Annotated in this window: 11 protein-coding genes and 2 pseudogenes; 7 read left to right on the forward strand and 6 right to left on the reverse strand. The window is 46.4% G+C overall.

The features are described 5' to 3' along the window. Positions 1 to 247: pseudogene (gene tnpA, locus A3CS_RS0101110) on the reverse strand (IS200/IS605-like element ISAac1 family transposase); the annotation flags it as partial. A gap of 243 nt (positions 248 to 490) precedes the next feature. Continuing rightward, positions 491 to 2125, reverse strand: a complete 1635-nt coding sequence (gene pyrG / locus A3CS_RS0101115; protein WP_005545189.1) for a glutamine hydrolyzing CTP synthase — start codon at positions 2123 to 2125, stop codon at positions 491 to 493. A gap of 26 nt (positions 2126 to 2151) precedes the next feature. On the opposite strand from pyrG, the gene brnQ reads away from it, so the two are divergent. Together brnQ and A3CS_RS1000000111835 are read left to right on the forward strand one after the other, a co-directional pair. Beyond that, entirely contained in the window at positions 2152 to 3654 is a 1503-nt protein-coding gene (gene brnQ / locus A3CS_RS0101120; protein WP_372595692.1) for a branched-chain amino acid transport system II carrier protein, read from the forward strand. A gap of 16 nt (positions 3655 to 3670) precedes the next feature. Then, positions 3671 to 4105: pseudogene (locus A3CS_RS1000000111835) on the forward strand (phosphoribosyl-AMP cyclohydrolase). A 45-nt stretch (positions 4106 to 4150) separates the two neighbouring features. Here the strand turns inward: A3CS_RS1000000111835 and nfuA are convergent. Both nfuA and A3CS_RS0101135 read right to left on the reverse strand, forming a co-directional pair. Beyond that, positions 4151 to 4735, reverse strand: a complete 585-nt coding sequence (gene nfuA, locus A3CS_RS0101130; RefSeq protein WP_005539159.1) for a Fe-S biogenesis protein NfuA — start codon at positions 4733 to 4735, stop codon at positions 4151 to 4153. A gap of 116 nt (positions 4736 to 4851) precedes the next feature. Beyond that, entirely contained in the window at positions 4852 to 5538 is a 687-nt protein-coding gene (locus A3CS_RS0101135; RefSeq protein WP_005545181.1) for a DNA utilization protein GntX, read from the reverse strand. Positions 5539 to 5683: 145 nt separating this feature from the next. Here A3CS_RS0101135 and A3CS_RS0101140 point away from each other — a divergent pair, with 145 nt between their 5' ends. Together A3CS_RS0101140 and asd are read left to right on the forward strand one after the other, a co-directional pair. After that, complete coding sequence (locus A3CS_RS0101140; RefSeq protein ID WP_019518152.1) at positions 5684 to 6496, forward strand: Cof-type HAD-IIB family hydrolase; 813 nt, start codon at positions 5684 to 5686, stop codon at positions 6494 to 6496. A gap of 183 nt (positions 6497 to 6679) precedes the next feature. Continuing rightward, complete coding sequence (gene asd, locus A3CS_RS0101145; protein ID WP_005545176.1) at positions 6680 to 7792, forward strand: aspartate-semialdehyde dehydrogenase; 1113 nt, start codon at positions 6680 to 6682, stop codon at positions 7790 to 7792. Between the two features lie 72 nt (positions 7793 to 7864). Here asd and A3CS_RS0101150 read toward each other — a convergent pair whose 3' ends face one another. Next, the gene (locus tag A3CS_RS0101150) at positions 7865 to 8446 is read right to left on the reverse strand and encodes a ComEA family DNA-binding protein (RefSeq protein ID WP_005568669.1); all 582 of its coding nucleotides are present in this window, start codon (positions 8444 to 8446) and stop codon (positions 7865 to 7867) included. 264 nt (positions 8447 to 8710) lie between these two features. On the opposite strand from A3CS_RS0101150, the gene clpB reads away from it, so the two are divergent. Then, positions 8711 to 11281, forward strand: coding sequence for an ATP-dependent chaperone ClpB (gene clpB, locus A3CS_RS0101155; protein ID WP_005545173.1), 2571 nt, complete (start codon positions 8711 to 8713; stop codon positions 11279 to 11281). A gap of 101 nt (positions 11282 to 11382) precedes the next feature. Here the strand turns inward: clpB and A3CS_RS0101160 are convergent, their stop codons facing one another. Then, on the reverse strand, positions 11383 to 11883 hold the full coding sequence (locus tag A3CS_RS0101160) for a surface-adhesin E family protein (RefSeq protein WP_005545169.1): 501 nt from the start codon (positions 11881 to 11883) through the stop codon (positions 11383 to 11385). A gap of 182 nt (positions 11884 to 12065) precedes the next feature. Between A3CS_RS0101160 and purM the strand changes: the two genes are divergently transcribed. Beyond that, positions 12066 to 13094: a phosphoribosylformylglycinamidine cyclo-ligase gene (purM, locus tag A3CS_RS0101165; RefSeq protein WP_012820874.1), complete on the forward strand. Its 1029-nt coding sequence runs from the start codon at positions 12066 to 12068 to the stop codon at positions 13092 to 13094. Beyond that, positions 13094 to 13273 carry a hypothetical protein gene (locus A3CS_RS0101170; RefSeq protein WP_005544245.1) on the forward strand — a complete coding sequence of 60 codons (180 nt, stop codon included), beginning with the start codon at positions 13094 to 13096 and terminating at the stop codon, positions 13271 to 13273. Before purM ends, A3CS_RS0101170 begins: the two co-directional genes overlap by 1 nt. Positions 13274 to 13287 lie beyond the last annotated feature (14 nt).

Raw genomic sequence — 13287 nt, forward strand, 5'->3', positions numbered from 1 at the left:
CCATAAAACTTGATACCGATAATTTCGGCGGAATTTTTAGAAGCATATGAATATGCTCTTTCATTGCGTGCGCTTCTATTATTTCCACATTTTTATAGTCGCATAACTGCCTTAATATGCTACCTATATCCGTTCTAAGCCTTCCGTAAATGGCTTTTCTTCTATATTTCGGGGTGAAGACGATGTGATACTTACAGTTCCATTTGGTATGTGATAGACTTGAATCGTCATTGGCTTTACTTACCATTGACTTATCCTCCTATATCTTGAATTTGGGTTGTCAGCCTTATTCTTATATAGTGAGGATTTTTTATGTTGACCGCTTAAGCTCTTTGATTCCATACGCATAGCGTACGGTTTTGTTTATAGCTAGACGTTGTCTAGCTATAAACAAAAACCCGAGCCAGTCTCGGGTTTTTATTGGCATGATTCGCTAAATGGAAAAATACCCTCTATAATGACCGCACTTTTGTTTCGTTTTCAGCATCCGTTAGTCGGATCTTTTCTGATTGTCTTTTGCCGCTTTTACAAAGCCTTCAAATAACGGGTGGCCGTCGCGCGGGGTGGAGGTAAACTCCGGATGGAATTGGCAGGCGACAAACCAAGGGTGGTTCGGCACTTCAATGATTTCTACCAATTTTTTATCGGCGGATAATCCGGTGACTTTCAAACCCGCTTTTTCAATTTGCGGAAGCAGGACGTTGTTTACTTCGTAACGGTGGCGGTGGCGTTCTTCGATGGTTTCGGTGCCATATAATTTGCGTGCCAGGCTGCCTTCCGCTAAGTGGCATTTTTGTGCGCCAAGACGCATAGTGCCGCCTAAGTCGGATTCGTCGCTGCGCACTTCGGTGTTGCCGTCGGCGTCTTGCCATTCGGTGATTAAACCTACCACTGGCTGTTCACAAGTGCGGTCGAATTCTGAGGAGTTTGCGTGGCTCATGCCGGCAACGTTGCGGGCGAATTCGATTAACGCTACTTGCATTCCCAAACAAATGCCTAAATATGGAATGCTGTTTTCGCGTGCATATTTGGCGGTGAGGATTTTGCCTTCCACGCCACGATAGCCGAAACCGCCCGGTACTAAAATGCCGTCCAAGCCTTTTAAGATTTCAACGCCTTTGGTTTCCACGTCCTGCGAGTCGATATATTTAATGTTTACGGTTAAGCGATTTTTTAAACCTGCGTGTTTTAGGGCTTCGTTCACGGATTTGTAAGCGTCCGGTAATTCGGTGTATTTTCCCACCATGCCGATGATTACTTCGCCCGTCGGGTTAGCTTGTTGATACAACACTTGCTCCCATTCGGACAAATCCGCTTCCGGGCAGGTTAAATGGAAACGATCGCAAATGAAATCGCCCAGCCCTTGAGATTTCAGCAATGCTGGAATTTGATAAATGGATGACACATCTTTCAGAGAAATCACCGCGCGTTCCGGCACATTACAGAATAAAGCGATTTTGGCGCGTTCGTTTGGCGGGATCATGCGGTCAGACCGGCAAATGAGTACGTCCGGCTGAATGCCGATGGACAATAATTCTTTCGCAGAATGTTGGGTCGGTTTGGTTTTTAGTTCGCCGGCAGTCGGAATGTACGGCACTAAGGTTAAATGCATGAAAATAGTGCGTTCGCGACCAACCTGCACCGCAAGCTGACGCAAGGCTTCAAGGAACGGAAGCGATTCGATGTCGCCTACGGTACCACCCACTTCTACAATTACCACGTCATGCCCTGCCGCGCCGTCAATAACACGTGCTTTGATTTCGTTGGTAATGTGTGGAATCACTTGAATGGTGGCGCCCAAATAGTCACCGCGACGTTCTTTGCGTAATACTTCGGAATAGATTTTGCCGGTGGTGAAGTTATTGCGTTTGGTCATTTTGGTGCGAATAAAACGCTCGTAGTGACCTAAGTCTAAGTCCGTTTCTGCGCCGTCTTGGGTAACGAACACTTCACCGTGCTGAGTCGGGCTCATGGTACCCGGATCAACGTTGATATAAGGGTCGAGTTTCATGATCGTGACGTTCAAACCACGCGCTTCTAAGATTGCCGCAAGCGATGCCGCCGCGATGCCTTTACCAAGCGAAGAAACCACGCCGCCTGTGACGAAAATATAATTGGTAGCCATAAGAAACCTATATTGTTGCTATTGGGATGGATGGAAAAATTAGGATAAATATAATCTATCAAGACGGGAGCATAGTTTACAACAAAGGCAGGATTAACTCAATCTTCGCATGGGTGAATTATGGAAAAAGTGCGGTCATGACTCTCTGCGTTTTGTATGATTTTATTACGAATCGTAAGGCTTTTGTAGTAGAATATCGTGGCTTTTTATCACAAGAGAAATTTATTATGTTTTCACGTAAAGATATTGTTGTTTTAGGAATGATGATTTTCGCGCTGTTTTTAGGCGCAGGAAACATTATTTTTCCACCTATGGAAGGCTACACCGCAGGGCAGCATTGGGCGATCGCTGCTTTAGGATTCGTGCTCACCGGCGTATTAATGCCGTTTATTACACTGGTGGTTGTGTCGGTTTTAGGGCGCGGCGAAGAGCTCACCCGCGATTTACCGAAATGGGCAGAAGTACTGTTTTTAGCCACCTTATATTTGGTGATTGGTTCCACTTTCGCCATGCCACGCATTACCAATGTCGCCTATGAAATGGCGTTGGTACCGTTGGAGATTGTGGCGGACACCTCCGCGAACCACCTGATTTTCGCCGTGGCATTTAACATTATCGCCATGTTATTCATGTTAAAACCGAACACCATTATTTCCAGCGTAGGCAAATTTATGACGCCGGCGTTATTGGTGTTATTGGTGGTGGTTACCGCTGCCGTATTTATTTCCCCATTATCTGAGATCTCTGCGCCAAGCAAAGCCTATGCCGAGGGTTCTGTACTAACTACAGGCTTAATCAGTGGATATCAAACCATGGATGTGTTGGCAGCGATCGCCTTCGGCGGTATCGTTGCCCGAGCATTAAGCAGTAAAAATGTCACCGAGCCGCATAAAATCATGCGTTACACCATTTTCGCCGGCTGTATTTCAGTGGTATTACTCGCTGCACTGTATTTTTCCTTATTCTACCTTGGTGCCACCAGTGACGCAGTAGCGCAAGGGGCAAACAACGGCGGACAAATTTTCTCCCGCTATGTAGGCGTGTTGTTCGGCAAAGAAGGCTCCTTGATTATGTCAGGCATCATTTTCTTAGCGAGTTTAACTACTCTTGTAGGTGTTACCAGCGCCTGCGCTTACTACTTTGCCAAATTTTCTAACCGCTTGCCATATTCCTTCTGGGTAGTATTTTTTACCATCATGACTACAATCATTTCCGAAAACGGCTTAACCAAACTATTACAAGTGACCATTCCCGCCTTGTTATTAATTTACCCGGTGGCAATTATGCTGGTGGTGTTACAAATGGTACGCGCCAAACTACCATGGGTGAAATTGACCTATAACGCCACTATCATCATCACCGTTTGTTTTAGTTTGTGCGACAGCTTGAATAACGTGGAATTATTGCCTGCCGGCGTAAAACGGCTTCTTGAAAATTTCCCTTTATATGACAATGGTTTGGCGTGGTTAATTCCGGCATTAGGTATGATGGTGTTGACTATTTTGATAGGGAAAATGGCGAAAAAATAATGAACGGATTTTTTCTTTGAAAAAATTCATACAAAAAAGCAATAATCTCCTCCCTGTTCTCAGACAAAATTTCATAATCTGTGAAATATTAATTTCCCGGAGAGAAACTTTGAAAAACCTTAGTGAGGAAGAGAGTGACATTCTTTTCATGGGCGCAAAGCAAACCTCGGGAAATTTCTTGAACGTGGTGGATATGAGTCCGGACTGCGATGATCAGGATACGTTGTTGATTTTGGCGAGTCCTGTCGTACCGACTTGCCATACCGGTACGGAAAGCTGTTTTAGACACCTACCGCATGAACCGAATTAGATTTTTTCAGTAAACTGGAAAAAATTTTAAATTGGAGCTAAAGTGCAGATTTTGCATTATCGCCTCACGGTGTTATTGCAGAACGCGGATTTAAACTGGGCGGATATGATTGAGAAATTGAAAGAACGTCATACAAAATAGTTGTTACGGACAAAAAACCACCTCATCGGGTGGTTTTCTTTTGGCTTAATAATAGGAATGTTCGCCGCGTCGGTGTTCGGTGACGTCCCTGGCGCCGTTTAATTCGCCCGGAAAGATATTGACCAATTGTTTTTCCACGCCGTCTTTCAGGGTAACATCCACCATGGAACAGCCGTTGCAACCGCCACCGAATTGCAAAATGGCATAGCCGTCATCGGTGATTTCCAATAAGGTGATTTTGCCGCCGTGGCTTGCCAATTGCGGGTTGATCTGGGTTTGAATGACATATTCCACCCGTTCGATTAGCGGCGCATCGTCCGCGACTTTTCTCATTTTGGCATTCGGCGCTTTTAAGGTGAGCTGCGCGCCCAGTTCTTCGGTGACGTAATCAATTTCCGCATCTTCCAGAAACGGCAGGCTGATTTCGTCTACAAAGGCGGAGAAACTGTCGTATTTGATTTCCGTGTCGTCGGCTTCAACGGAATTCGGTGGGCAGTAAGAAACGCCACATTCGGCATTCGGCGTGCCGGGATTGACTACGAAAATACGAATATGAGTGCCTTCTTCCTGTTGATCCAATAAACGGCGAAAATGCGCTTGCGCCGCTTCTGAAATAGTAATTTGTTGCATAACTCTCCCACAATAAAATCAGATTAAATTTGTCGGATATGATACGCCTCACGCCGTTTTTTTTCTACCTTTTACTATAATAAAAAAGCGGATTAGCCTTTTCTTTTAAGGGAGCGTTATGTACGGGCAAGCCCCCACACCTGAATATGTACCACGTTGGCTTGGCGTAACCGCTTGGCGATTTCGTTTAAGGTGGAGCCGGTGGTGATCACATCGTCCACTAACGCCACGCTACGATAAGGAAAATGTCTGTCGTTGGTTGAAATTCGAAAAGCATTTTTCAGGTTGTGGCGCCGATCTTTTGTCGTTAAGCCACGCTGTGTCGGTGTTCGTTTGGTGCGGAGAAGCAAACCGTTATCAACGGGAATTTTGAACCATTTAGCTAATTGCTGCGCCAGTAAATCCGCCTGATTATAACCGCGTCGCCATTGACGAAAATGATGTAACGGCACGGGAAGAATCACCTCGGGCAAAGGTAGCCGATGAGTGCGACGCGCATCGCGAATCGCCAGATACAGCAGGCGGGCTAAGGTGCGGTCAAGCCAAAATTGATTTTGGAATTTAAAGCGATGAATTAAGGTGGAAAGCGGTTCGTTATAACGCCCGATAATCACCATGCGATCCCACGCCGGTTCCTGCCGCAAACAGTTTCCGCAATGTAATACGTTTTCCGCCAATTCCGCGCCGCAGCAACCGCAATAGGCAAAACGCTGAATGGTGCGGTTACAACGGCTGCATAAGCCATGTTTGGCAAGTTTAAGCGGCGTGTGGCAATGCACGCAGCAGGATTGAAAAACGTTCATGAAATTGACCGCACTTTTAGGGATGGAAATGGCGCATCATAAAAGTGTGGTAGTTTTTTCCGATGTTTTTTCATCGAGTTTAGGATCCGCCTCGCAAAAATGATAAAATCCGGCGACATTTTTGCTTTAAATAAAGAGAGACAGTATGACGATCCCGAATTATCGTGACCAAATTAAAGTGATCTTTTTTGACATCGACGAAACCCTGTTTATGAAAGAACAGGATCATTTACCCGCAAGCGTGCCGTTGTTTATTCGCAAACTCAAACAAAACGGCATTATTCCCGCCATTGCCAGCGGGCGTTCGCGCACCATGTTCCCGTGGCAGGTGAAACAGCTGGTTGAGCAGGAAGGCATGGCGTTGTTCGTGACCATGAACGGACAATCCGTGACCCACAAAAATCAAGTGATTGCCAAGCATACCATTCCAACCGAGCAAATTCGTCGCTTAACCTATTTCTTCGACCAACATCATATTGCCTATGCGTTTATTACCGATGACGCGGTGAACGTGTCGGAGAAAAATGCACGGGTGACCAGCTCCTTTGATGTGATTACCACGGATTATGCCGTGGATAAAGCATTTTTTGAACGCCATGCGATTAGTCAGATTCTGCCTTTTTACCGTGAAGAACAAGACCAATTAGTGCAAAATTGCGGTTTATTGGATGGCTTGCGCATGGTGCGCTGGCATGAGGAATCCGTGGATTTGTTCGACGCGGAAGGTTCCAAAGTGCGCGGCATTGAAACGGCGGTGAAGCATTTAGGGCTATCAATGGAAAATGTGATGGCGTTCGGTGACGGTTTAAATGGCCTGGAAATGTTAAGCCGCGTGGGTGTCGGCGTCGCCATGGGCAACGGGCATGAGAAATTAAAAGCCATCGCCGATCATGTGGCGGATCCTATCGACCAAGACGGCATTTATCGGTTTCTGGTGAAGGCAGGGTTGATTGATTAAGCCTTTACGATCGTGGCACCGACATTGATGAAAATGCGAGCATTTAAAAAAGTGTGGTCGTTTTTTCGATTATTTTTTAAAAGCAAAAAAATATCGAAAAATACTTGCTTTTGTGCGTGATCTCTTGCTATTAATTAAGCCTTTACACAACATCTTTTCAATCTCATCTAGAAGGACAAACTTATGAAAAACGTTGGTTTTATCGGTTGGCGCGGAATGGTGGGTTCCGTTTTAATGGATCGTATGCAGCAGGAAAATGATTTTACGAATATCAATCCGATCTTCTTTACCACTTCTCAAGCAGGACAAGCTGCACCGACATTCGGCGGTAAAGACGCCGGCACCTTGAAAAATGCGTTCGACATTGAAGAACTGAAAAAACTGGACATTATCGTCACCTGCCAAGGCGGCGATTACACCAACGAAGTTTATCCGAAATTAAAAGCCACCGGCTGGAGCGGTTACTGGGTGGATGCAGCGTCCGCATTGCGTATGGAAGAAGACGCGATTATCGTGTTGGACCCGGTGAATCAACACGTGATCAGCGAAGGCTTGAAAAACGGCGTGAAAACCTATGTAGGCGGTAACTGTACTGTCAGCTTGATGCTCATAGCGTTAGGCGGTTTATTTGAAAAAGATTTAGTGGAATGGATCTCCGTTGCCACTTACCAAGCCGCCAGTGGTGCCGGTGCGAAAAATATGCGCGAATTATTGGTGCAAATGGGTGAGTTAAACGGCGAAGTGAAAGGCTTACTTGCGGATCCGAATTCTTCCATTTTAGACATTGAACGTGCCGTGACCGCCAAAATGCGCGACAAAGACTTCCCGATTGATAACTTCGGCGCACCGTTGGCGGGCAGCCTGATTCCTTGGATCGACAAATTATTGGAAAGCGGTCAAACCAAAGAAGAATGGAAAGGTTACGCAGAAACCAACAAAATTCTGGGCTTGAGCGATAACCCGATTCCGGTGGATGGCTTATGCGTGCGTATCGGCGCGTTGCGTTGCCACAGCCAAGCCTTCACCATCAAATTGAAACGCGACATTCCGCTTGCCGAAATCGAACAAATTTTGGCTTCGCACAACGAGTGGGTGAAAGTGATCCCGAACGACAAAGAAACCACATTACGCGAATTAACACCGACCAAAGTCACCGGCACATTGAGCGTTCCGGTCGGGCGTTTACGCAAACTCAATCTTGGACCGGAATATTTGGCGGCGTTCACCGTGGGCGACCAATTATTGTGGGGCGCGGCAGAACCGATTCGCCGTATTTTGGTGCAATTGGTCAAATAATTACCGAATTTCAAAAAATACTTTCAAAAACAAAGGGCTGTGTTGAACAGCCCTTATTTTTACCCGTCAAGATTAGTTAAAACGCACATGGGATTTGACTTTTTCTAAGGTCACGTCACCGATACCCGGCACGTTGGATAAGTCATTCAGGTTCTTAAATTTCCCGTTTTTCTCACGGTATTCCACAATTGCTTTAGCTTTTGCTTCACCGATACCGGATAGGTTTTCTAAAGTCGCTGCGTCGGCAGTGTTAATATCCACTTTTTTGCTGCGTGTGATTTTGGCTTTATTTTCCACCGCACTTTTCTCTTTGGCGGTGGATTTATCTTCTACCGGCGCCGGTTTTTCATTTTGAAAGGTGTCTTTTACCGCCTTTTTCCCTTCAGCAAATTTTTCCTTGGTAGCATCTTTGGCTTTGGTAAAGGTCTCTTTAGTCGCCTCTTTCGCTTCAACGAATTTCTCTTTGGTCGCGTCTTTGACTTTCACCGCGCCCTCTTTCACTTTACCGCCCACGGTTTTGGCATCGGATTTAACGGTTTGCCAGGCGGATTTCGCCCCGTCTTTGACTTCCGTGAACACGCTTTCTTCGGCGAATACGGTGGTGGAAACGGTCATCACGACGGCTACAGCAAGCAGCGATTTTAATGATTTCATTTTTTCTTCCTTTTCTGATGAATGAAAAAACACGGTGAAAAAGCACCGCACTTTTAGGTAACAAAATATACAATAAATGTTCTCGTTAGAACAAAATTTCATGTGAAAAGTTCAAATGAAGCGAAACCTATCAAGCCCGAAAAGTCAATAGGCAAAATGAAAATTTTTGCATTTTTCCCTTGAAATCTTTTAAAACGATCTTATTTAATTTTGGCGAATAAATGTTCAACAGAATATCCATTGGAACACTCAAGGGAAAACATTATGAATATTGAAAAATTTACCACAAAATTCCAACAAGCCTTGGCGGAAGCACAATCTTTGGCGGTCGGCAAGGATAATCAATTTATTGAACCGGTACATTTATTGAGCGCCTTGTTAAATCAACAAGACGGTTCCATAGCACCGATTCTCACCACCGGCGGCGTAAACGTCGCTTTATTGCGTAACGAAATCAACAACGAGCTTGCCAAGCTCCCGCAAGTGTCCGGCAACGGCGGCAATGTGCAAATTTCCCGTCAGTTGCTTAACATCTTGAATTTATGTGACAAATTGGCACAACAACGGCAGGATAAATTTATTTCGTCCGAAATCTTTTTGCTTGCCGCTTTAGAAGAAAAAGGCACCCTGAGCGAGATTTTGAAAAAGTGCGGTGCGAAAAAAGAACAGATTTTACAAGCCATCGAGCAGATTCGCGGAGGACAAAAAGTGAATGATCAAAATGCGGAAGAAAGCCGCCAAGCACTCGAAAAATATACTATCGACTTAACCGCCCGCGCAGAAAGCGGCAAATTGGATCCGGTGATTGGACGTGACGAGGAAATCCGCCGCACCATTCAAGTGTTGCAGCGCCGTACCAAAAACAATCCGGTGCTTATCGGTGAACCGGGTGTGGGTAAAACCGCCATTGTGGAAGGTTTGGCACAGCGTATCGTGAACGGCGAAGTGCCGGAAGGGTTGAAAAACAAACGTGTGCTGTCGCTTGATATGGGCGCGTTAATCGCCGGGGCGAAATATCGCGGCGAATTTGAAGAACGTTTGAAAGCGGTGTTAAACGAACTCGCCAAAGAAGAAGGCAGAGTGATTTTGTTCATCGATGAAATTCACACTATGGTGGGCGCGGGTAAAACCGACGGCGCGATGGACGCAGGCAACCTGCTCAAACCAAGTTTGGCGCGCGGTGAATTGCATTGCGTGGGCGCCACTACCTTGGATGAATATCGTCAATACATTGAAAAAGACGCGGCGCTTGAACGTCGTTTCCAAAAAGTGTTTGTGGGCGAACCGAGCGTGGAAGACACCATCGCCATTTTGCGCGGTTTGAAAGAGCGTTATGAAATCCACCACCATGTACAAATTACCGACCCGGCAATCGTGGCGGCGGCAACGCTTTCTCATCGTTATATTTCCGATCGTCAGTTGCCGGATAAAGCCATCGACTTAATCGACGAAGCGGCATCCAGCATTCGGATGGAAATCGACTCCAAACCGCAACCGTTAGATCGTTTGGATCGCCGTATTATCCAGCTCAAACTGGAACAACAGGCGTTGCAAAAAGAAGATGACGATGCCAGCCGTAAACGTTTGGAAATGCTGGAAAAAGAATTGGCGGAAAAAGAACGTGAATATGCCGAATTAGAAGAAGTGTGGAAATCGGAAAAAGCCGCGCTGTCCGGCACGCAACACATTAAAGCGGAATTGGAAAATGCCCGCACGCAAATGGAACAAGCACGCCGCGCTGGTGATTTAAGCAAAATGTCCGAATTGCAATACGGCAAAATTCCGGATTTGGAAAAACAATTAGCCCAAGCGGAAGGTGCCGAGGGCAAAGAAATGAGTCTGTTACGCTATCGCGTGACCGACGAAGAAATCGCCGAAGTGCTTTCCCGCGCTACCGGTATTCCGGTCGCTAAAATGATGGAAGGCGAAAAAGAAAAATTATTGCACATGGAAGAATTTCTGCACAAACGGGTTATCGGTCAAAACGAAGCGGTGGATGCCGTGGCGAACGCTATTCGTCGTAGCCGCGCCGGTCTTTCCGATCCGAACCGTCCGATTGGTTCCTTCTTATTCTTAGGTCCGACCGGTGTGGGTAAAACCGAGTTGTGCAAAGCCTTGGCGTCCTTCTTATTCGACAGCGAAGATGCCATGATGCGTATCGATATGTCCGAGTTCATGGAAAAACACAGCGTGTCCCGTTTGGTGGGCGCACCTCCGGGCTATGTGGGCTATGAAGAAGGCGGTTACTTAACCGAAGCGGTGCGTCGCCGTCCGTATTCCGTGATTTTGCTCGACGAAGTGGAAAAAGCGCATCACGATGTGTTTAACATTCTGTTGCAAGTGTTGGACGACGGTCGTCTCACCGACGGACAGGGCAGAACCGTGGATTTCCGCAATACGGTGGTGATTATGACCTCCAACCTCGGTTCCGACTTGATTCAGGATCACGCACAGGAAGGGTACGACACCGTGAAAAGCATGGTGATGGAAGTGGTCGGTCGTTATTTCCGTCCGGAATTTATCAACCGTATCGACGAAACCGTCATGTTCCACCCGTTGAACAAAGAAAATATTCGTCAAATTGCCGATATTCAATTAAGACGCTTAACCCGTCGCATGGAAACTCATGGCTATGTGTTGAACTTTACCGATGCTACCCTTGATTTCATCAGCGACATCGGTTACGACCCGATTTTCGGTGCACGTCCGCTCAAACGGGCAATTCAGCAAGAAATCGAAAATCCGTTGGCACAACAAATTTTATCCGGCGCCTTGCTGCCTGATAAAGTGATTGATGTGGACTACGTGGACGGTCAAATCGTGGCAAAACAATAAGCCATTAACTCAATGATTAAAAAGCCATTTAGTGAATGCTAAATGGCTTTTTTGTGGGACTGTATTGAAAGTGCGGTGAAAATTCACCGCACTTTTTTGTCCTACTTCCGTCGATACATATTGGCGCACATCACTTGCCCCAGAATATACAGGGAAGATTGCGGTTGCAGCGTGATGGTGTGTTGGGACTGGCGTTTTGGTGCGGTGCGGATGCCGTCGCCCCAGAAATCGGCATAGAAATCGCTGCGTACGTGGGTGAAATAGAAGTTTTCGCAGTTCAGGATTTTATACTGGCGCATGGATTTGGCGAAAAGCGCCGGATATTCTTTAAACACATACAGCCCTTTATCTAAATTAATCACCGCATCAAAATGAATCAGGCGTTTGTCTTGGTTATCCACCCAAATGGAATCCATATCCACATAATAAAAAATGCCCGGCATGAGTTGTAGAAAGCCGTTTTTGGTGTCTTTCGGCGGGGTAATCGGCACCTCTTGTTGTGGCGGAATGTCGGCATTTTTGGCGGAGGCGGTTTGGGTTGCAGGGGGATTTGTACAGGCAGCCAATAAAAGTGCGGTGAGAATTACGATCGTTTTTTTCATATCAGACTCCTTTTGCATTCCGACCTCTTATTTTCCTATGACTTCATTTTGGCACAATTCCCGTAGAATAGCTAACTGAAAGCACCACCGAACAGAAAAATCCCATGCCCATATCGCAAACGATTTTGTAAGCGTGGTACAATATGTATCATTTTCGTTCAAGCAATTAACAGGAAACCATCGTGAGCAAACAATCCTTAAGTTACAAAGATGCCGGCGTGGACATTAGCGCCGGTAACGACTTAGTCGAACGTATTAAATCCGACGTCAAACGTACAACACGTCCGGAAGTAATGAGCGGTTTCAATGCATTGTGCGCTATTCCGGCAAAATATAAAGAGCCGATTTTAGTTTCCGGCACGGGCGGCGTGGGCACAAAGTTGCGTTTGGCGATCGATTTAAAGCGTCACGACACCATCGGGGTTGATTTGGTTGCTATGTGCGTAAACGATTTAGTGGTGCAAGGTGCGGAACCGTTGTTTTTCCTTGATTATTACGCCACCGGCAAATTAGAAGTGGATGTTGCCGCGAGCGTAATTAAAGGCATTGCTAACGGTTGTGAACAATCCGGTTGCGCATTGGTCGGCGGGGAAACGGCGGAGATGCCGGGAATGTACCATCAAGGGGATTACAATCTTGCCGGTTTCTGCGTCGGCGTGGTGGAAAAATCCGAAATTATCGACGGCTCCGAAGTGAAAGTGGGCGACGCATTAATCGCCTTGGGTTCCAGCGGGCCGCATTCCAACGGGTATTCTTTAATTCGTAAAGTTGTGGACCTGTCCGGCGTGAACCCTGCCGAAGCGCAGGTGGGCGATCGTCCGTTAGCCGATCATTTATTGGCACCGACGAAAATCTATGTGAAATCCATTTTACAGCTCATCAAACACGTTGATGTGCACGCCATCGCCCACTTAACCGGCGGCGGTTTTTGGGAAAATATCCCGCGCGTCTTGCCGCCGAGCGTGAAAGCCGTTATCAATGAAAACAGCTGGCAATGGCCTGCGGTGTTTAGTTGGCTGCAACAACAAGGCAATATTACCGACCATGAAATGTACCGCACCTTTAACTGTGGCGTAGGCATGATTGTGGCGTTGCCGCAGGAAGATGTGGAAACCGCACTCGGTTTATTGCATCAGGCAGGGGAAAATGCCTGGGTGATTGGTGAAGTGCAACATTTAGGCAACGACGAAGCACAAGTGATTATTCGCTAATGAAAAAAATCGTTGTACTCCTTCCGAAGAGGGAACCAATTTGCAAGCGAATTGATGCCTGCAAATCTTCCTTTATAAATGCCGAAATCGTCGGTGTGTTTAGCAATAACGCGGATGCTTTCGGCTTACAACAGGCAAAAAGTGCGGTGAAAAACGACCGCACTTTTTCTTCATATTAAGTATAGAAGCAATC

Source organism: Aggregatibacter actinomycetemcomitans DSM 8324, from assembly GCF_000372365.1.
Taxonomy (GTDB): Bacteria; Pseudomonadota; Gammaproteobacteria; order Enterobacterales; family Pasteurellaceae; genus Aggregatibacter; species Aggregatibacter actinomycetemcomitans.